This is a genomic window from Nocardia anaemiae NBRC 100462, from assembly GCF_001612725.1.
GTDB lineage: Bacteria > Actinomycetota > Actinomycetes > Mycobacteriales > Mycobacteriaceae > Nocardia > Nocardia anaemiae.
In genome coordinates this window covers 72,583-90,465 of record NZ_BDAZ01000044.1, presented here as the reverse complement: position 1 = coordinate 90,465, position 17,883 = coordinate 72,583, and the positions used below count along the sequence as shown (strand labels likewise).

Sequence of the window (17,883 nt, the reverse complement as noted above, 5' to 3'; positions counted from 1 at the left end):
CCCTGCGTTGCCATGGTGTACCAGCGCGGAACATGTGGGAGAGTTTCGACAAGACAGAGATCTGGCCAGGTCAACGGCGCTCGAATTGCCCTCTACGACAGCAGTTCGGGTAGGTCGGCCAGGGTGCACTTCGGACTTGCGTGGCGACGCCAGACACTCAGCTGATCACCCAGCCACTGGTCACCGAGACGATCGAAGGGGCATTTCCCGAGCAAGTCGACACGACAGTCAACGATCAGCTGTGGTGCCCGCTCATGCGGACCTGAACTGGTCCGACCTCACCGAACCCGACTGCCGGATTCCCGATTGGGAAGACCTCGGCCTCGCCCCGCAAGGCCCTCGACGCCGCTCTACTCTAACTGCATATTCCGTACAAAGAGTGGTTCCGCCATGGGAGAACTGCTCTGGCAGGGCTGTTGTTCACTGCGGCCTGACAGCGATTGGTCCCAACACGTCGCGACCGTCGCCTTCTATGCCCTCGGATTCCTCACGACACCCGTAAATGACAGGAGCGCTAGCGCGGCGAGGCCCCAGGCCAGAAAGCGGAGCAGGAGGAAAATGAACATCCATGCCCATTGTCCCCAATCTGACGGTGCTGCCACCCATGAATCCTTCATTCCTAGCGATGCAAATGGGAGAAAGCTATCTATCACGACACGTAAGGAGCTCGACCATCCGAGATTTACCGCTCCGCCCGGTAACGTCCCCGCAGGCGGTTTTGGTGCAAATATCGCGCCCCCGTAGTGCAGAATAACTGTCGCCAGCACGGTTACCAATGCTAGCCAAATAATGGCTAGCCATGCGGAATAGCCATAACCGACTAGCAGTCCGTACGCGGCGCGTGACCATCGAGTCGGCGACATCCTCGGCAGTTCCCTGGTCAAGCGTTTTTCCAGCTCAATTAGCGCCCGCCGCCGGCACGGTAGGTCACCCACAGAGGTGCAGTACGTTGCCAGTTGGACGTAACTTCGGGGGGAAAACGGGCGAACGGTACCCAACGCTTCTAGAAAGTCGTTCGGCTGGATGTTCATCAGCCGCGTGTAGGTCATGCCTTCGAGCGCGAATTCGTACCGAGTGAGAATATCCTTGCTGATCGATAACTGCGTGCATGAGACCATGCGAAGATTACATTCACCGTCTGCCGAGAAGCTCTCTATAGATGGAGACGAAAGGTACAATGTTCCTTTGATGTTTGTGCTCGCGAGCGCAAGTGCACCATCGAATAGGTTGTCGGCGTACTGCCAGCCCATACTCGCTCTGGAGCGGAAAGTGGCACCGTACAATCGAACGTGGCGAGCTACCGTCATGCCTACCGCGTACATGCCACCGTCGACCATTGAGTTCTGAAGGAACATATCGCCGATCTTCGCCCGAAAGATCTCAATGGCCATCGTTCCAGCTTTTTCTTCCGGCGCACTCACGGAACCATCGCGTAGATTGAACGCTGCAGTGATAGTGGCCCCTATGCCATATATACCGCGCTTTGCGTGGAAACCTCCGCGCATAATTAGGTTTCCATCTATGACCGCGCTACGAATATTCAGTGTTTGGAGCCACGATCCTTCGAGATTGACATCACCGACCGGCCTAGCGCCTGCCAGGTCGATGTCGCCCTCTATATGGCACTGCTGAAGTGCTAGCTCGCCTGTCCAGGCGAGGCGTGACAAGTCGAGATCACCCTTCACATAAAGCCCCGTCAGGAGCAAGCCCCGATGGTGAAGTGGCCCATACTTGCCAGATAGCGCCTCGTAGATCAGCTCACCATCGATCTGGTTGCTTGACTCCGGTTCAGTTGGGCGTTGCTGCGACGCAACTAGTTCCGTCCCTGTCAAGGCAGCCTGGATGACCTGCTGACGCAAACTGGGGCTGCGCCAGCGGTTCAGCAACTGTTGGGCCATGTCCGTCATAGCGTCCATCGTCACACCCAGCCGTAGCGACACGGTCCGAATTCGACGAACGTGGTCGGGATCGTAAACCTTTGCAGGTGAGGGTGCTCGGGGATTAGCGGTTGGTTTGGCGGTGGGCGCTCAGGGCTGTCGGCGTTCACGTCGCCGGGACATCGATCAGTCTCGCCGTCGTGGATTCGACTGTGGGCGATATGTCGGCCGACGCCGTTGCAACCCTAAAAGCGTCTACAACCCTGGAGCTTTAGGATCCCAGAAGTTGTGGCCACTTCCGCCGTTCTGACCTGCGGGTGTTCGAGTTGTCTCGGACGGTGGCCACTGACGACAGTTTCATTTCTCGAGCCATTCCTCGAGAATCGGTATCGGCGAGATAACCACGGGCCGAGGCGGTCGACCATCCGCTTCTCCCGCATGTCACGCGTTCGGCGGTGGGGATCGGCTGCGCAGGGCCGGGCGTCAGGGCAAGCGTGCACCGTGCTGAGCGCCGAGGGCGCGGGTAATAGCAAGCAAGAGACTGAGATTCGCGACCCGGGAGGTCGACACGGCGATCCACTTCCGCCGCTTGCCGCGTTTCCGTATTACCACGGAACCGTTGGAGAATGCCATTTCTTCGAGATCCGGCCATGCCAGGAAATTGCGTGCCCAATACACGCCGTTGACGTCTACGGACAGCAGGCCGCAGCCGACTTTCTCGCCGCGTTGCAACGCCTGCTCGGCGAGCGGGATCTGCGCCGCCGTGACCAGCGGGTCAACCGTCGCAGCGAAACGTTCCAGCCCGCTGAAACAGGCAACTTTGCTGCTGTGCTGTCCATCCCGCGAGATGTCGAACCTCCGGCCGTCCCGCAGGGTAAACCAGAAACTGTGCGTGGTTGTGGTGAATCCGCTGGCCGTAACCGTACGGTGCGATGATTGGGTGAACTCCGCGATGTCGGCCCAGCGGAACTGATCCAGCCGTTCGGTTTCCCAGCCGTCGACGCTGTGTTTATTCTTGCGGCGACGCTGCCAGATCACGCCGTTCTGGTAGACGAACACCCCATTGCGGTCATCATTGCTCGCCTTGTGCGATGCCCGCATCAGAGCTGCGGTCACCCCGGAGCCGGTCGCGTCGGAAGATTCCGGGAATGCGGCGATCAGCTGCCCTAGGCCGGCTGCATCGACAGCGTGCGCGACCTCGACAGGAATGCTGGTGATGTCGCTCATATTCTCCCCGTACGGCGAAACAGACTGCACTGTAACACAATTCATAAGCTATCAGCCGCCCATAGGGCGGTCGCAGACGCACAGCGATCGGGCGTCGTCATCCCAAGGTCCATGTCGCGATAGCCCCGCGGGCTCACAGCTTATCCGAGCGGCGGTGATCGCCTGCCCGGCCAGGAGACACACATACACAGCTTTCGAACGGAAGATCGCCAAGGTATGCGCCCTCTAGCCCGAATCCTACTGTCCTGGAACGCAACTGGCGACTGGCCACCAACCCGTAGGTGGAGGAAGTGGAATCTCAAAGATATGACTGCTCAAATCTGGAGATGTCGTCTCAGGCGGAGCCGAGTATCGCCGTCACGAAATTGGACGTCGGCGGTGACATCGAATGCACCCCATGCGACTAATTCCAGGCCGAAGTCGGTGGCACGATCCGTGACGGTTCGCTCGCTGGGCTGAAATGTTTCGTGCAGGTGGTAGGTCACCGCCGACACCCGATCGAGGTCACTGCCGTGCAGTCCTTCGAGCGCGACGCGGATCAGATAGTACCGTCGACCACCGTGGTCGGATCGCGGGTGCCGATGCGCTGTGTGTGTCAATCGGATCCGCGATGGTGCCGGGCTTACTTTCGATTGTTGTCTGGGGTGGCGTCTTCTCGGGTTTCGTGCCAGGGCGAGATTACCGATAGTTCGCGTATTAGAGGACTCCGGGGATGGCAGACCGCGGCGACGCATGGCTCGCGTCAAATGTTCGTGGATTCGTGTCAGAGTGACGAATTCGACGTCGTCGTCGGGCCCTTCTCGCAGGAGCTTGACCAACTCTCCGGTGTAAGCCGTGTTTGGCTCGTCGGCTGGCGAGTAAGAGGGGCTGTTCGCCGGTGATGAGGCCAGTACGCATGTACCGCGTACCTCGATTTGTCCTCGCACCAACGCGTTCCGGTCGCTCATGGCACCGATGGCCAATCCGGAGAAGCAGCAATCGAGGATCAAGACCTTGTTGCGGGCGCGCGCTGCGGCCAGTTCGCTGCGGAGCCGGGCGAAATCGAGCGCGGTCCAGGCGACGAGTTCCCTGCTCGTTTCCGGGAGCGACAAGTAGAGGTCGGCATTTGGTCCGATCAGACCATGCCCTGCGTAGTAGACCAATAAGGTGTCGTCGGCGTCGCTGATAGCCGCGCTCAGTTTCCGACCGATCGTGGCTTGGTCCTTATCGAGAAGAAGTGTGCAGTTGCCGGCGATCAGGCCCGTTCCCGATCGACTTGTCATGATCTCTGCGACGTCTGCGAGGTTCTTTTCCACTGCTGGCAAGTCCGCCAAGCCTGGGTCGTCGAACCTGCTCGAACCTAACAACACCGCACGAGAGTGCTGAGGATCGGGCATTCGCACGTTGGAGTCCACCACGTATCGGTCGAAGTCGTCTTCGAATGGACCCGGCCGGGCGCCCATGTCGACTAGTTCCTCTCGTGCTCCACGATCTGCCGGATGATCTCGGACACCTCAGAAGGTGGAGTGTCCCTCAACGACAGCTTGGCAGAACGTCCGTCGCTATTGGTCAACTCGATCTCCACCGAGGGGCGGCGGTGACGAATCCACACCGACAGTGACGAGACGAGCGCCGCGCCCGCGCCCTGGGCGCCCAGCACGACGATCAACACATCGGTGATTCCCCCCATCTGTCCGGGCAACGGCGCCCGCGTGACCGCCGAGAGGCGGCCAGACAACTCATCCTCTCGGCTCAACCACTGCTTCAACTCGACCAGTGCCGCAGCGGCGTTATCGCCGGCCAGCTGAATCCGCACCTCCACACGCGCCCCTTCCCGATACCTCACAGTGACACCAAGGGTGCCACAGGCCAGCACCGAGGCTGGCCAGGGTGGAATCTCCCGTCTCAGAACCCATCTGGGTCACGATCATGTGCCTTCGCGAACGCGGAACGAGTCATGCGCGCCGTTGATGTGGCGGAATGCCCACAACCCCGTAACAACATCCAACGTCGTTGGCGACTCCGGAATCTCAGCTCAATAGCCAACATGTGGACAGGCCCGCTGAGATTCGGACACGCGAACTGAGGTTCTACACGCATGTAGGGTCTCAAAATTCGCGTCTACCGGTTGATTGACATGGTCGTTTCTGTTTGTCTCACGTAGTGGCCAGCGACTCTTGCCTCACCCGCCAACCGAATCCTCCTGCACTGGACCGCAACTGGCGACGATCATCCGCCAACTGGTCAGCGCAGGGAGCAGAATCTCGAAATCGTGGCCCAACTAGCCAAGCCGTGGCCAATCATCCTGCGCTTTGGCCACTATTCTGAGACCCTACAGCGCTACCAGTGGTCTCAGGCTGCGGCGAACTCTCCGTCGCGGACACCTGCGACGAACGCAACCCACTCGGCGGCTGTGTAAGTGAGTGTGGTGCCGTCGGCGGCATGCACAGTCACTTCGCCGGAACCATGGCGAGTGATGATCGGCAGGTCACGCCACGCGTCCGGCTCCATCCCGTTTGCTGCCCGAAGGAATGCGTTCCAGTCCTCGGCCACGATTGCAATCGTGGGCTGCGCTGTGGGGTCGTTCGCCGGATCGTGGAGGTACTTGCTGTCACGGATGAGCACAAGGTCGCCGTCGAACTTCACTTCGACACACGACTGCGTTTCCGACGACCGAGAAGACTTGAACCAGCCTGTAGTACCCGCGAAATTCGACCCGCTCATACCAATGACTCTAGCCCACCGGCAATCGCCCGAATCCGGTCCAGCGTGGCTTCTCGACCCATCGCTTGGGCCATTGCTCTGTCGTGGATCACACCGAGATCGCGGACCCGCGTCTCCTTGTCCCGATCCTCGAGCAACTCACCCATGACCGAGGACTCATGCCAGCCGAGCGTTGGCAGACGAGGATTCGCGAAATCGATAAGGTGGAACGTCGCGCCGCTGAAGATCGAGCGTTCAGTGGCGGTGAACGGCATCAGCCGAACGTCGATCGTGTCTTGATGCGTTTCGATCAGGTCAGCGAGATGAAGCAGCTGCCGGTAGAGGACACCTGGGCCACCGATCTGTTGAACCAGGGCAGCCTCACCGATCACAGCCGATAGCTTCATCGGATCTTCTCCTTCGAGCCGATGTTGGCGACGCATTCGGACTTCGACACGTTGCTCGACCTCGACGGGCAGTACCGTGGCCACTCCGGCGACCATCAACGCGCGCACGTACTCCTCGGACTGGAGTAGCCCCGGCATCAGCACACTCTCGTAGGTCCGGACACGCTCGGCCCCGTACTCCATACCGTAGAAGCGCAATAGTTCCGGGCCGAACAACGCCGAGAACTTCGACCACCAGCCGCGCTCCTTCGCCGCAGACCGTAACGCAATGAGTTCATTGCGCTCATCGGCGTCGAATTCGAAGACCGTCATCAGCATATCCAGCTTGTCCTCGGCAGGAATTCGGCGATCGCCCTCGATCAAAACCCAGTAGCCACGCGAAAGCCCGACCTCTGTAACGATCGTCTTCATATCGATCCCAAGCTGCTCACGCCGTTCGCGGAGCCGAAGCGTCAGCTCCCAGCTCGCCACAACCGGTGATACGGGTGCCATTGGCGAACTCCTTTCGTTGTGGCCAGCACGATACCTCAACCAGGAACAAACCAGTACAGCATCCAGCATTGCGTCTGTAACTGTTACAAGTTATCTTCAGATGCACCACAGTCGGAGCGTCAAGCCTGGATGCTCTGTATAGGTCTCCAGCCCGATGCGCAGATGAGGTAGTGGGCATGTCGATCGAAGACGACGAGAAACCGTTGATGACCAGCGTCAGAACCCTGCATCAGGCGAGAAACGTCGGACAGGGCGGCTGGGTTGTGAGTTTTCTGCCTGGTCGGACCTTCTCCCAAGACCAAGCGATCGCCGCGCTACGCGCGGCCGACGAGTGGGCCGCGATGCAGGCATGTGCGAGTCTCCTCGGCCTGACCGCGCTCGAACTTGCGGGAATGGTGGCGACCGAGTGCACCTGGCCGCCACCCAAGCAACCGCGATCAAGCCGATCGCGTACCCGTTTCTGGAGGGGGATTTCCCGATGATGCATGGGCAAGCGCTGCAGCGTGCGTCGGTGATCGTGTCGTTCAGTGCTGGTGCGGCGCGGGGTCGTCGTGTGGCGGCCGAGACGCGGAAGGCGTCGAGACCACACCTGTCGGTGGTACCGCAGCCCGGTGGGCGTCACCGGATGGAGCGGTGATGTTCGAGAGCTGCCACAGCGCCCATGAGGTAGCCCACGTGTATCGCGGGTTGGGGTTCACGGTGTCGTGTTCATTCGAGCGCGTGTCGGTGATTGCGACGACGGCGTTGGGTGCGGTGGCGATGCCTGCCAGTCTCGGCAAGCAGGTCCGTGAGGAGCTTCTCGAGGAAACCCGGTCCGTGTCGGTGCCGATCATCAGTTACTCACGACCGAATCGTGAGTGGATCTTCCTCGTCGGACCGGCGTGGGGCGGCAGACTCAGCGTGCACACGCTGGCCCAATTGGAGGAACGCGGCGTGCGGATCCTCGCGTCCGGCGAACGAGTCTGGCTCCCGATGACCGACCATCCGACCGGATGGTTCTGGGTGTCGCAGCCCTCGACTGCGCATTCATTGCCGTCTCGTACCAGCGTGGTATCCGCTGCTCGCCGGTTCGTCAGCCCGGCACGGTCTGCTGCGGTGTGGCGGTGAGCCATGCACACCGTTGCAAGTTCGGTTGGGGTCGCAGCGGTTTCGGATGGTTCCGAACCTGGCGCGGTAGCGCTGTTCCTGTCGGGTGAGGCGATGTTGTCGGCGATCCGAGGGCATCACGTAGGAGTCCATCCACTGGCGAAGCTGGCACACGAGTTCGGTGTCATGTACCAGCGGCGTCTGGCCGCCATCGGGAGTGAGTGTTGTTGCCGCAGGGATGAACTCGTACTCGCGGTGGATGTGTGGGTTACCGATCACCTGCCGATCCCGCATCCGGCCGCGAGCATGCACACCGAGACGTTGGGACCGGTGATAGCCCGGTTGGCTGAGGCTCAGGTCCACGCCTACCACCTGCTGATGACGATCGATCCCGCCGACCCGTCCGTGCATGCTGCCTGGTACCGGCTGGCGGAGCTTGTCGATGGCTACACCGATCTGACCACCGACGTCGCGCGGCGAGCGCGGCGACTTCCAGTCTTGGGGGATCACTGGTGACCCCCACTGGACTCCCCGACAAGGATTCGGTGCTGGCAGCCTGCCGAGGGTTCCCGAACATGACCGATCATCCGATGCTGGATGCGGCCGGGGAACTCGCGATACTGCATCAGACCCGCGAACGCACGCCGCTGTGCGCACTCGAGGACATCGACTGGCAGCGCACCCGTGTAATGCTCGCCATCGACCGATGGGTAGTTGCAGCCACCCCGATCCCGTTCCCGGCTGCGCGCCTGGCCGCCCACACCATGGGCCAGGTCATCGACCAGCTCGCGGAGCTGACCGTGCACACGCATATCGCGCTCGCCGACGCACCGGACGGACTGTTCTACGAGGCCTCGCTGTGGCTGGCCGAGGCCGCGAGCGCGTATCAGGCCCTCGCCGACGAACTCGCCTGCGGCATCCGCCGACTACCCCAGCACGTCAAGCCTTAGTGGACAGCACTGTCCCCCAAAGCATTTCCACCCACCATCGCCGATCGTCCCGTGAAAGGGAGTGCACTGCCCCATGTTCAATGACCGGTACTGCGACAAGACGCGCGTCTCGCACTACTTCCAAACCGATCCCGTGTCGGCGAGGCTCGCGCTTCGTCTGAACTGGCGACGCTGGATTCAACCACGTCGACCGCAGAGGCTCGATATCTCGGGTCGCGCCACACCTCGCCACCACCAGGCCACACCCAGGTACACCGCAGCGGTCGATGGCTTCGTACGGCTGTATGCCGATTGCGGGCGCGCGAAGTTCAACGGCGAGAACCAATTGATCAGCGTGACGTGCCCCGCCGTGCTGTGCGGCTCGGTCCCGGTGTCCGACAACCGGATCGGCGAACACCGCACATGGGACGCCCAACCGTGCCGGTGGGTCGGAGCGGTGATCATCGACGACACCGTCCCTGCGGCACGGGCGATCTCATGAACACGCCAACAGCCGTCGATCCTGACGACAGTGCGTACCTGCACGACTGCCTCACAGACCCGGGCGTGCTCGACGAGAACGACGCGATACGCGCCATGAGCATCCACCACATCTGCCCACCCCAATGTCTGGTTCTCGGGCGGGCGCTGGATGCCCTCAGCACGGAATACACCTCGATCGCCACCCCACATGCCCAGTCCAACGCCGCCGGCCCCACGCAGCGATCCGTGACCACTCCCATGCGACCAGAGCGATCCAACCAACTGGATCACCACCTCGCCGACCAACTCCAGAAACTGGAGAAACTCCGAGTGCACATCGAGGAGGCGAAATGATCACCCCGACAACGATCTTCGAGCGCGCACCGAGGCAAGTCGCGCACTGGATCACGCCGGATACAGCCTGCGCCCATCGAACCGCGATTCCGCAGGACCGTCGACAAGGACAGCGGCCACCGCGAGCACAAGGTTCGGCGACCGCAGATTCCGGCTGGTTGGCCCACGCGGTGAGGCAGTCGTGAGGACACCGCTGCCGTCCAAGGACATGATCTTGCAGGCCTGCGCTGGAACGGTGACTATCCAGCATCCGGTCCTGCAAGGTGCCTACGAACTGGCCAGCTTGCACGAGGCCCGTCTGGACGAGAACACCGATATCGGCGCGATCGACCGCGAGCGCGATCGATTGGTGTCCCGCATCGACAGCTGGGTGAGCGCCGATCAGCCGCCTGCCTTTGATGCCGCGTGCCAACACACCGAGACGGTCGGCATGGTGATCGACCGGCTCGCTCAGTTCTCGGTTGATGCCCGCGTCGCGTCCAAGCAAGGCACGTCGACACTGGAGTTTCGCTACACCCAGCATCGCCTCACCGAGCTCGCCTTGGGCTATAGCGATCTGTGCTTCGAGATCGCGGCCGGAACCCGCCGACTGCCGGACTTCTCATTCCCTGTGGCGGAAGGAGATTCGGCCGAGCCGGATCGGAAGTGCGGGCCGTAGTCGGAGCCGCAGCTGTGGTCTCAGCGCGGCTGCTGTCTACGCTGGGCAACCGTGAGCGTCGATGAGACCCCGAAGCAGCGTTTCCTCGTGTGCCACGACTATGGGATGGGCGGTCTCTGGTGGTGGGTTCACGCGCGTTCGGCCCGCGAGATCGCCGAAACCTTCGCGGAGACCATAGTCATCGAGGATCCGCAACGGTTGGCAGCTGCCCGGGAATGGGACGTGGACGAGGTCGATATCGACGATCCCGCCGACTCGGTATTGCGAGATCTTCGGGCTCGGCGGGACGTCCAGCGGAATCTGGCGGGTTTCGGGACTATGGCAGATCGCACGTTGCTGTACACCCGCCAGCGCTGGGACGGCGCCGACGGCGTTCCAGCCGCCGACTATCTGACCGAGATCACTAACGGCTACCGCACCCGCCAGGTAGAAGTACGCAGCACCGGCGAAGCGGTCCGCGCCGGTCTCGACGACTTCCCTCTCAACCCGCCGATCGACATGTGGGATCCATACCTGTCCGACCGCGAGATCACAGCGATGGAGTTCGAAAAGGCTTGGGACACTGCGACTCCCGCGCCGTAGAACTGGTACCGACTACTGGAAACTAATCATCAGGGCTTTCCGACAAACCTTCAAGGATGTGGGCCTGGACGATCCGCCCCATCCGCCCAACGATTCATGTGAGTGCTGGAGATGTGGGGCGAGATGTAGTCAGAGGTGATCGAGCGCGGCGCGGTTATGCAGCTCGTTGGCTATAATCTCTGCTGATGCCGGGATGACGAGGGTGTCGTTGTCGTCGACGGTGAACAGGTAACGGCCGGCAGCTGGATGGTCTTGGCGGATGTCGATCCAGCTCAGATATTCGGGTGGATGTGGTCGCGGTTCATGAAGAAAACGTTCGATGCGCAAGTGCCCCTCGACATTACGGGGTAGCCGCAGCAAGGTGCGAATGCGTTCTTCGACGGGGCGGTCGCCGGTGGAGGCGTTCTTCCACGAACTGGGTGGCTGCTGTCCCCGGACTCGCGGTGTGTAACCAGCCATCTGTCCGACAGCGCCTACCTGCGCAGGTGGCATCGTGGCGGCGATGTGTCTGCCGAGGTTCTGACGCCGGGTGACAACCAGCTTGATATCGCCGCCGAAATCGGTTGTCGCGCCCGGTTTCTGAAACAGCACGACGCCAAGGTCGGCGACGGCCGCAGCAAGGGATCGGATTCGCTTATGCGAGTTGAGGGATCGGCCTTTACACACGATCCGCAGATCGGGGTTGGCGAGGACCCTTAGCGGTCCGGTGAGGTCAGGGTCGCCACGGTGTGGGTATCGAGCGCCGATCTGGGCGAGCAGCTGCCGGTATTCGTCGTGGGTGGTTACTGATTCGATGATGCGGATGGGGTCCGGGTACTCATCGAGGCCGGTTTCGGCCCACACCCACGCGAATTCGTCCGGAGTGAAGGTCCAGACAGTCTGTGTCTTCACTGGCTCGAGCCTGGGCCCGCTGTCTCGGATCGCTCGGATGTCCGATCATCGGCGGCAGTGGCGTCCACGCCAGAATCGGGGTTGTCCGCGGTGGTGTCCATATCCCAACCGTATTCGGAGAGAAGATCATCCAACGCGGGGCCCGCGCCGGAGAATTCGGCGGGTTTCGCCCCGCTGGAAGCGGTTGTTGGGTTCACGGCGGCAGTGTTGTCCCCGGGCGCGGGTACCGTCTCTGTCTGCGGGCCACCCGCGCTCATGCTGGGTATTGCCTCGGTTTGTGCGCCACGACCTGGTGTGCTCGGTGTCGAGGATCCCTGCTCTGTTCGGGCCTCGGCCGGTGTGTATCCGGTTGGCGCGGTGTTCATCTCAGCGGGTGAGGCGCTGAAGTTGTGCGAGCGTGGGGGCGGGGTCCACGTCGGCTCGGCGGTGAACAGCGGATCGCTATCGGGAACGAAGCCCTCGCCGATCACCTCGACCGGTGTGTCCAAACCCTCGGTCCAATCCGATGCGACACCACGCAGGTAGTCCGGTGAGTGGTGGGTGCCGTCGTCTTCACCGTCTTTGCGCCGACCCGCTGCACCGGGCGCCCCAGTCGAGCCGATACCGGAACGAGCAGACGACCCGCCTGCGGCTCGTGAGGTTCCCGCTGCGGGTGCTGCTACACCGGGTACCCCGGGAACCGAACTACCGGGCCCACCCAGGCGGGATGTGGTGCCCGGCCCGCCGAGCGTATTGCGGTTCGTGCCGTGTCCGGCATCGGCGGGGGTGCCCGAACCCGGCCCACTGCCCGTCGACGTCGGAGCATTTCCGAGGCCGGCCGCGGTGGTTGTTGTACTGGGATTATTCGGAATCCCGGAAGTGCTGGCGGTGTTGGTGCCTGCTGGTGTTGTCGTGGTCGGACTGGAGTCAGAGGGTGCCGCGGCGCTCGGCGTTGTCGGCTGTTGGGAACCGGTGTCCTCTGCCCCGGTCGTGCTCGACGCGTTGGCTCTAGAGCCATCGGTGTTGGAACCATTTCCCACACCGGGCCCTTGATCGCCGCCGAGTTCGGGCACGGTGAGATAGGTCGGCACGCCCGAACCTGCTGGTGGGAAGTTGCCCTTGTACACGCTGTTCAAAGCTCGGATAGCGGCCTGGCGTGCTTCTTCCCGCGCGTCGTCGAGCTGATCGGAGTAGCTGGGGTTGACCAAGCCCGGCAGCACGGACTGTTGAGTGTTGTCAGGATCCGGACCGACTGTCACCGTCGTCGGGGGCGCGGGCACCGCGAGCCGGACGGCTTCGGCCGCCCACGCGAGCGAGTCGAGTCGACCACTGAGCGACTCGAATACCCGCGCAACCTGATTGGCGACCTTCGAATACTGCTCCGACGCCGTCTGCGCGGCCGAACCGCTGGCACCTTGCCACAGGCCGTTGCCGAAGATCCGGTTCATCCCCATGAGGTTGAACGTTGAGGCGTTCGCCAGTTCCGAATAGCAGTCGAACAAGGTCTGTCGCAGGGTTTTCAATCCCGCTGCGTCCATGCCGCCGCCATCGGCACCGCCATGTACCGCGGCGTACATGGCCTCGAGGGTCATACCTTCGAAGTGCTCTTCGGTGCGCACGAAATCCGGGTCTGTACCCGCACCAAGATCACCCAGCTCGGTGTCCGCGCGCCCGGTCCTGGCCTGAGCGTCCGCGGCCTTCTGCACAGCAGCCTGGGTATCACGCTGATCCAGCAGATCCTGAATGCCGGGAATAGCCTGCGCGGGCTTGTCGCTATCGCTCATTTTGGTTCCCCCTGGATGAGCCCCGAAGCCGATACATGAGGCGAGCCAGCCTAACACGCACCGCCCATCCATCGCGGCCAAGGAATCAACCGAAAACCCAACTGGGCAAAGCGTTCTCGACACACCTCAGGTGCTGGCGCAGGTGTTAGTGTGGCCTGGTCGTGAGTCGGTTCCAATCGCCACCCGGGGGAGCTATGGGAACGTTGAAAGCCGATCTGGAAATCCTCGAGCAACTCGCAACCAAGCTGCACAACCTCGCCGACGAAGCCGCCAAAGTGCGACCCAAGCGACCCATCGGCCCCCACACCAGCCCGGTCCTGGTCTCGGTCACCGTCGGTGAACAAATCACCACCGACCTGCTCATGCACACGCTGCTGCCCACCGTGAAAGAACGGCTCGGCGAAACCGGCGATGTCATGGCCAACGTCGCCCGCGAATACAAGAACGCCGACGACAACAACGCCGACCAGATCATGAACATCTACCGCCAAGCCACCGGCGACTGGAACGCGTAAGGCCGCAACGCATGGACCCGCGGACCTTCATCAACACCGCCAAACCGGAAATGCTCACCGAACTCGGCGACGCATGGATCGCCATCGGCGCCGACTTCGAGGAACTCTTCGCCCAATACGTCGACGCCGTCACCAAAGTCAACGGAACCCACTGGGAAGGCCGCTGCGCCGACACCGCCCAAGCCCGCGCGCTCGCCGACCAGAAAACAATGCAAACCCTCGCCGACAAGCTCGACGCCCTCGGCCAACGCGCCAAACAAGGCTACGACGAAATCAACGCCCCACTACGCCGCGCACGCGGAGCCCTCACCGAAGCCCAGAACCGCCGCTACCTCATCGGCAGAACCCTCTCCCTCACCCACCCCGACGCGAACCCCTCGGCCGAAGAATCCCAGAAACTGCTGGACCTGCAAGCCGAACTCAACGACGCCGTCCGCACCACCATGCAAGCCGACATCGCGGTCCGCAACGACCTCAACGCCGCCCGCGCCGACCTGCGCGCCTCCTTCATCTCCGCCGCCGCGCTCGGCGGCGACCAAGCCAACAGTGACGGCAAGCAACTCGCCGACGACCCGTCGAAGCTGAGTCCCGAAGCAGTCCAACGCATTACCGAAGCCGGACACCTCACCCCCGACCAGATCGCCGCACTCCAGCGCGGCGACACCACAACCATCCCCGCATCCCAAATGGAATACCTGAACCAGATCAGCCGATCCCTCGACAGCAAGAGCACGACCGAAATCCAGCAGATCATGAACAAGCTGCCACCAGACGCGCAAAAGGCCCTGGCGAACTCGTTCCAGATCATCTCCAACCCCTCGGTCAACGCGGGCCCGGTTGCCGCCGATGACAAGCAGCTCCCCAACAGCGGCAAGGGCGGCCTCAGTCAAATACCGAAGTCTATGCAGAACGTGCTCACCAATCACTACGACGTGTCACAGGGCAAGCCTGCTCCCAACATCGGCGGCCTCGGCCTGTCGAAGGTGACCGAGATGATCAGCCAGGCCGACATGGGCTCGATGCCCGGCAGTGAGATCAACAAATCCCTGCTGCAACGGGCCGCGGAGATAGCCCCCCAAGTCGACTCCCACACGCTGATATCGACCGACCACCGTGACGGATCAGCTGATGGACTCGTTCAGCGCATGGTCGAGGTAGCTGGCCAGGACAAGGGGGCCGTGCACGACATCCTGCACGGCGACGGCCTCGAGCCGGGCAACACCACGAACAAGGTCCTCGATCCGCTGATGCGGCATCACTGGAACGACGATGGTACGGCCGTCGGAAAGATGCTGTCCTGGATCGAAACCGATGCAACCTCACCTGATCACAACACCTCCATGCGCGCCGGAGAGGCCGCCTCCGGTCTCGCGGAATACATCGCGAAGGGACCGGCGGACCTGCTCCACGTTGATGGAGGCAAGTCACACTCGCTCGGCGACATCAATCCGCATGCGGTGCAAGGAATTTCCTCCGCGCTGAGTCCATACATCGCGAACTTGGCAGGCGTAGACGGCGACAAATACCTCAACACCCCCGGATTCAAAGCTCCAGATGACGTAAATGATGTCTACCGCGAAGGTGCTCAGAAAATCTTTGCGGTGATCGATTCCGACAAGGACGCCGCGATCCAGTTCAATGCCCGAGCCCTCGATACCGCTGGACAGTTACAAGCATTATGGACCCAGTCAGTTCTATCGGACCCGGATAATTCCGAAAATGGCTTAGCAACAGGTTCTGGGATTATCTTGGGGCTCGTCGACAAGGGGATCGAGACCGAAATTGGCGCACGGGGTGTAACTGGAGTCGGTGATGCGATTCATGAATTTGCCGACAAGGGTGCAGCCTACGACGGGTTCAAGGGTGCCGTAACCAGCGGCGTGAAGATGATACCCGTGGTGAAAGACCTCTTCGGTCCGGTAATCGACATGAGCAACAGCTATGCAAAGATGAACCTGATCGGAATGTCATACAATCCACCCGCAATCGGCAGCTCGCACGTCGACAATTCTCATGAATTCTTCCCTGCGCGCCAGTTCTACCAGGTAGCCCAGGTGATACAGGCGCAGAATGGCTTCCTGCCGCACGATCCTCGATACAGCAATCTATTCGAGTCCGACGGCAACCTGAAAGATTACCAGCACAGCGTCGGCGCTGCTGGCAATGCAGTCGAACTCCACAGCGATTTGATGAACATCTTGAAAACCTATAAAGGCGGGGCTCTGAAGGACGAACTGCAAAACATGTCGACCCTGGTGCTTCAAGGGCGAGACGGTGTCAGATGAATGCCATCATTCAACTTATGGAGGCTCCGAGGCGTAAGAAGCGAAGCTTGAATCGGACAATGGCGGTCTGCCTAGCGGTCGCTGCAACGGCGCTGATCGCGGGTTGCGACAACGGCAATAATGACAATGACGCACCACATGCACCTCGGCACACCTTAAAGGAGTTTTGTGATCCGCTGGTGGAGTTCTTCCAGACTGAGCTTCATATCGGGGGGTTTCGATCCGTGGATGGCCCTGCTGCGGATAAATTGATGGAGAAGGGAAGCTATTGCATCTTCTCTTCAAAAACTACATGGAGTGGTGGTGCGTGGATTACTCCCCTGCTTGACGACGGGGCGTCGGTCGAACGCGAATACCGGGAGCAGCATGGCTACGAGCCCCTCGCCGGGCATTCCACTGAGGTCTGGATCAAAGATGGCCGCCTGAAGCCGAGTGGTGCGTTGGGTATTGCTACAGAGGTTGGCAAATGGAATGGAACGATTGAAGTTGTCAACGGGGCGGAAACTCTGACGATCACGGATGAACAGATCGGAACTCTTGCCGAACTTATAATCCGCCTCACCCGCGATATGGGCAACTAGCGGCCTATTTGTTGCGCGGAAGTGCTGATTCGATTACCTCGGCGATCTCCTGGACGTGATCACAAGCTCGCCAGTCTGTCAGCGCCGCCGAACTGTCCAACCTCACATTGATGGTTGCATCGGGGCCATTCATCACGACGTAGCAAGCTTCTTCTGCTGGCCTACGATAAGTGAGCGCCTCACGGCTATTTACCTTTATTTCGGATGCGGCAGATCCTTCGCGTGTACGGAATTCGTCAACGGGAATATTGCCTGAAGTGATCGTTAACGACCCCACTGAAAGAGTCTGGCCGCGAACGTCTTGTTTTCGATCGAAGGTGCAACCGATGAACGCGTAATTATCGTGAATCTGGTCAGCTCTCTCACGAGTCCCTGGATCGAATCCTGCCGTCGTTATGGTTGCATCGTCGATTTCGGTGCATGGATCGAATGCAACTGGACTGCGACTATTTTTGGGCTGGGTAGGTGCAGCTTTCACCGAAACAGCGTTGCTAGGCTTCTGGGTCGTCGCCGCGGTCACATCTGCCGTTCCGTCACTCTCGCGGCCTGTGCAGCCTGCCGACAGGATGGCGATAGAGGCCAAGGCCAGAGCGGTTCGGGTATGTTTCATTGAAGTCCGTTGTTTGTGACCGACGATTCTTCAAGGATCTTTATCCTGTTTGCGTTAGCTAGATCAGCTTCCGAGATCAGCTTCCCAGCGCGCAAGTACGCTTCTTGCAGTCGCATGGCACCATCTATCAGCTGGTTTATCACTTCGACGCCGTCGGCCGCCTTCTTCGAAAAGCCGTCACGAAGTTGCAGAGCGGATGGGAAACCGCCGAAGCCCTGTAGATCGTTCATGCTACCCAGCTTCTTGCGGATGCCCTTCAGCCTGTCGATCATTTGGTCGTACAGCTGCACCGCCTCGCGGACGGCCCGCTCATCGAACTGGATGACTCCGGCACGGGCGGCCTCGTTAAACGCCGCGATCTGGGCTCGGCCGTAGTCGATTTGCGTCGTCGCCATCGCTGCCCCCATTCGAGTGTCTTGAGCGAGGGTATCAGCTCATGCCGCCGACGAGTTCTGGCCGAA

The 17,883-nt window shown here is 61.1% G+C and carries 22 protein-coding genes; 12 read left to right on the top strand and 10 right to left on the bottom strand.

Annotated elements, in window-relative coordinates; translation table 11 throughout:
- Nucleotides 1–140 precede the first annotated feature (140 nt).
- Nucleotides 141–266 (top strand): hypothetical protein, encoded by a 126-nt coding sequence (locus tag NA5_RS42900; protein ID WP_281201751.1) that lies wholly within the window; start codon nt 141–143, stop codon nt 264–266.
- Nucleotides 267–470: 204 nt separating this feature from the next.
- On the opposite strand, the gene NA5_RS24335 is transcribed toward NA5_RS42900, so the two are convergent.
- The 6 genes from NA5_RS24335 to NA5_RS24310 all read right to left on the bottom strand — a co-directional run bounded on the left by NA5_RS24335 (nt 471) and on the right by NA5_RS24310 (nt 6,685).
- Nucleotides 471–1,907, bottom strand: coding sequence for a hypothetical protein (locus NA5_RS24335; RefSeq protein ID WP_157110604.1), 1,437 nt, complete (start codon nt 1,905–1,907; stop codon nt 471–473).
- A gap of 453 nt (nt 1,908–2,360) precedes the next feature.
- On the bottom strand, nt 2,361–3,104 hold the full coding sequence (locus tag NA5_RS24330) for a DUF6585 family protein (protein ID WP_062989914.1): 744 nt from the start codon (nt 3,102–3,104) through the stop codon (nt 2,361–2,363).
- Nucleotides 3,105–3,418: 314 nt separating this feature from the next.
- Nucleotides 3,419–4,546 (bottom strand): caspase, EACC1-associated type, encoded by a 1,128-nt coding sequence (locus tag NA5_RS24325; RefSeq protein WP_062989912.1) that lies wholly within the window; start codon nt 4,544–4,546, stop codon nt 3,419–3,421.
- 5 nt (nt 4,547–4,551) lie between these two features.
- Nucleotides 4,552–4,905 carry an effector-associated constant component EACC1 gene (locus NA5_RS24320; protein ID WP_062989910.1) on the bottom strand — a complete coding sequence of 118 codons (354 nt, stop codon included), beginning with the start codon at nt 4,903–4,905 and terminating at the stop codon, nt 4,552–4,554.
- A gap of 530 nt (nt 4,906–5,435) precedes the next feature.
- Nucleotides 5,436–5,807, bottom strand: coding sequence for a DUF397 domain-containing protein (locus tag NA5_RS24315; RefSeq protein ID WP_062989908.1), 372 nt, complete (start codon nt 5,805–5,807; stop codon nt 5,436–5,438).
- Nucleotides 5,804–6,685, bottom strand: a complete 882-nt coding sequence (locus NA5_RS24310) for a Scr1 family TA system antitoxin-like transcriptional regulator (protein WP_062989906.1) — start codon at nt 6,683–6,685, stop codon at nt 5,804–5,806. The genes NA5_RS24315 and NA5_RS24310 overlap by 4 nt, the downstream gene beginning before the upstream one ends.
- A gap of 176 nt (nt 6,686–6,861) precedes the next feature.
- Between NA5_RS24310 and NA5_RS39510 the strand changes: the two genes are divergently transcribed.
- The 8 genes from NA5_RS39510 (at nt 6,862) to NA5_RS24270 (ending at nt 10,777) form a co-directional block, all read left to right on the top strand.
- Entirely contained in the window at nt 6,862–7,167 is a 306-nt protein-coding gene (locus tag NA5_RS39510; RefSeq protein ID WP_174555268.1) for a hypothetical protein, read from the top strand.
- Between the two features lie 238 nt (nt 7,168–7,405).
- Nucleotides 7,406–7,792, top strand: a complete 387-nt coding sequence (locus tag NA5_RS24300) for a hypothetical protein (protein WP_157110603.1) — start codon at nt 7,406–7,408, stop codon at nt 7,790–7,792.
- Between the two features lie 3 nt (nt 7,793–7,795).
- Nucleotides 7,796–8,287 carry a DUF4254 domain-containing protein gene (locus NA5_RS24295; protein ID WP_062989900.1) on the top strand — a complete coding sequence of 164 codons (492 nt, stop codon included), beginning with the start codon at nt 7,796–7,798 and terminating at the stop codon, nt 8,285–8,287.
- Nucleotides 8,284–8,721 carry a hypothetical protein gene (locus NA5_RS24290; protein ID WP_063813544.1) on the top strand — a complete coding sequence of 146 codons (438 nt, stop codon included), beginning with the start codon at nt 8,284–8,286 and terminating at the stop codon, nt 8,719–8,721. The genes NA5_RS24295 and NA5_RS24290 overlap by 4 nt, the downstream gene beginning before the upstream one ends.
- Before the next feature lie 73 nt (nt 8,722–8,794).
- Entirely contained in the window at nt 8,795–9,202 is a 408-nt protein-coding gene (locus NA5_RS41865; RefSeq protein WP_062989896.1) for a hypothetical protein, read from the top strand.
- The gene (locus NA5_RS24280) at nt 9,199–9,537 is read left to right on the top strand and encodes a hypothetical protein (protein WP_062989894.1); all 339 of its coding nucleotides are present in this window, start codon (nt 9,199–9,201) and stop codon (nt 9,535–9,537) included. The genes NA5_RS41865 and NA5_RS24280 overlap by 4 nt, the downstream gene beginning before the upstream one ends.
- Before the next feature lie 181 nt (nt 9,538–9,718).
- Entirely contained in the window at nt 9,719–10,195 is a 477-nt protein-coding gene (locus NA5_RS24275; RefSeq protein WP_157110602.1) for a DUF4254 domain-containing protein, read from the top strand.
- A 51-nt stretch (nt 10,196–10,246) separates the two neighbouring features.
- Nucleotides 10,247–10,777: a hypothetical protein gene (locus NA5_RS24270; protein ID WP_218020148.1), complete on the top strand. Its 531-nt coding sequence runs from the start codon at nt 10,247–10,249 to the stop codon at nt 10,775–10,777.
- Between the two features lie 129 nt (nt 10,778–10,906).
- On the opposite strand, the gene NA5_RS24265 is transcribed toward NA5_RS24270, so the two are convergent.
- Together NA5_RS24265 and NA5_RS24260 are read right to left on the bottom strand one after the other, a co-directional pair.
- Nucleotides 10,907–11,668: an ESX secretion-associated protein EspG gene (locus NA5_RS24265; protein WP_062989890.1), complete on the bottom strand. Its 762-nt coding sequence runs from the start codon at nt 11,666–11,668 to the stop codon at nt 10,907–10,909.
- Nucleotides 11,665–13,431: a hypothetical protein gene (locus NA5_RS24260; RefSeq protein WP_062989888.1), complete on the bottom strand. Its 1,767-nt coding sequence runs from the start codon at nt 13,429–13,431 to the stop codon at nt 11,665–11,667. The genes NA5_RS24265 and NA5_RS24260 overlap by 4 nt, the downstream gene beginning before the upstream one ends.
- Before the next feature lie 194 nt (nt 13,432–13,625).
- Between NA5_RS24260 and NA5_RS24255 the strand changes: the two genes are divergently transcribed.
- The 3 genes from NA5_RS24255 to NA5_RS24245 are packed head-to-tail and all read left to right on the top strand — an operon-like array spanning nt 13,626 to nt 16,812.
- Nucleotides 13,626–13,946 carry a hypothetical protein gene (locus NA5_RS24255; protein WP_062989887.1) on the top strand — a complete coding sequence of 107 codons (321 nt, stop codon included), beginning with the start codon at nt 13,626–13,628 and terminating at the stop codon, nt 13,944–13,946.
- Nucleotides 13,947–13,957: 11 nt separating this feature from the next.
- A complete protein-coding gene (locus tag NA5_RS24250) occupies nt 13,958–16,231 on the top strand; it encodes a TPR repeat domain-containing protein (protein WP_062989885.1) in 2,274 nt (757 codons plus the stop codon).
- Complete coding sequence (locus tag NA5_RS24245; protein WP_062989883.1) at nt 16,228–16,812, top strand: hypothetical protein; 585 nt, start codon at nt 16,228–16,230, stop codon at nt 16,810–16,812. The genes NA5_RS24250 and NA5_RS24245 overlap by 4 nt, the downstream gene beginning before the upstream one ends.
- A 4-nt stretch (nt 16,813–16,816) precedes the next feature.
- Here NA5_RS24245 and NA5_RS39505 read toward each other — a convergent pair whose 3' ends face one another.
- On the bottom strand, nt 16,817–17,422 hold the full coding sequence (locus NA5_RS39505; protein ID WP_084484380.1) for a DUF3558 domain-containing protein: 606 nt from the start codon (nt 17,420–17,422) through the stop codon (nt 16,817–16,819).
- Nucleotides 17,419–17,817, bottom strand: a complete 399-nt coding sequence (locus NA5_RS24240) for a hypothetical protein (protein WP_063813561.1) — start codon at nt 17,815–17,817, stop codon at nt 17,419–17,421. The genes NA5_RS39505 and NA5_RS24240 overlap by 4 nt, the downstream gene beginning before the upstream one ends.
- Nucleotides 17,818–17,883 lie beyond the last annotated feature (66 nt).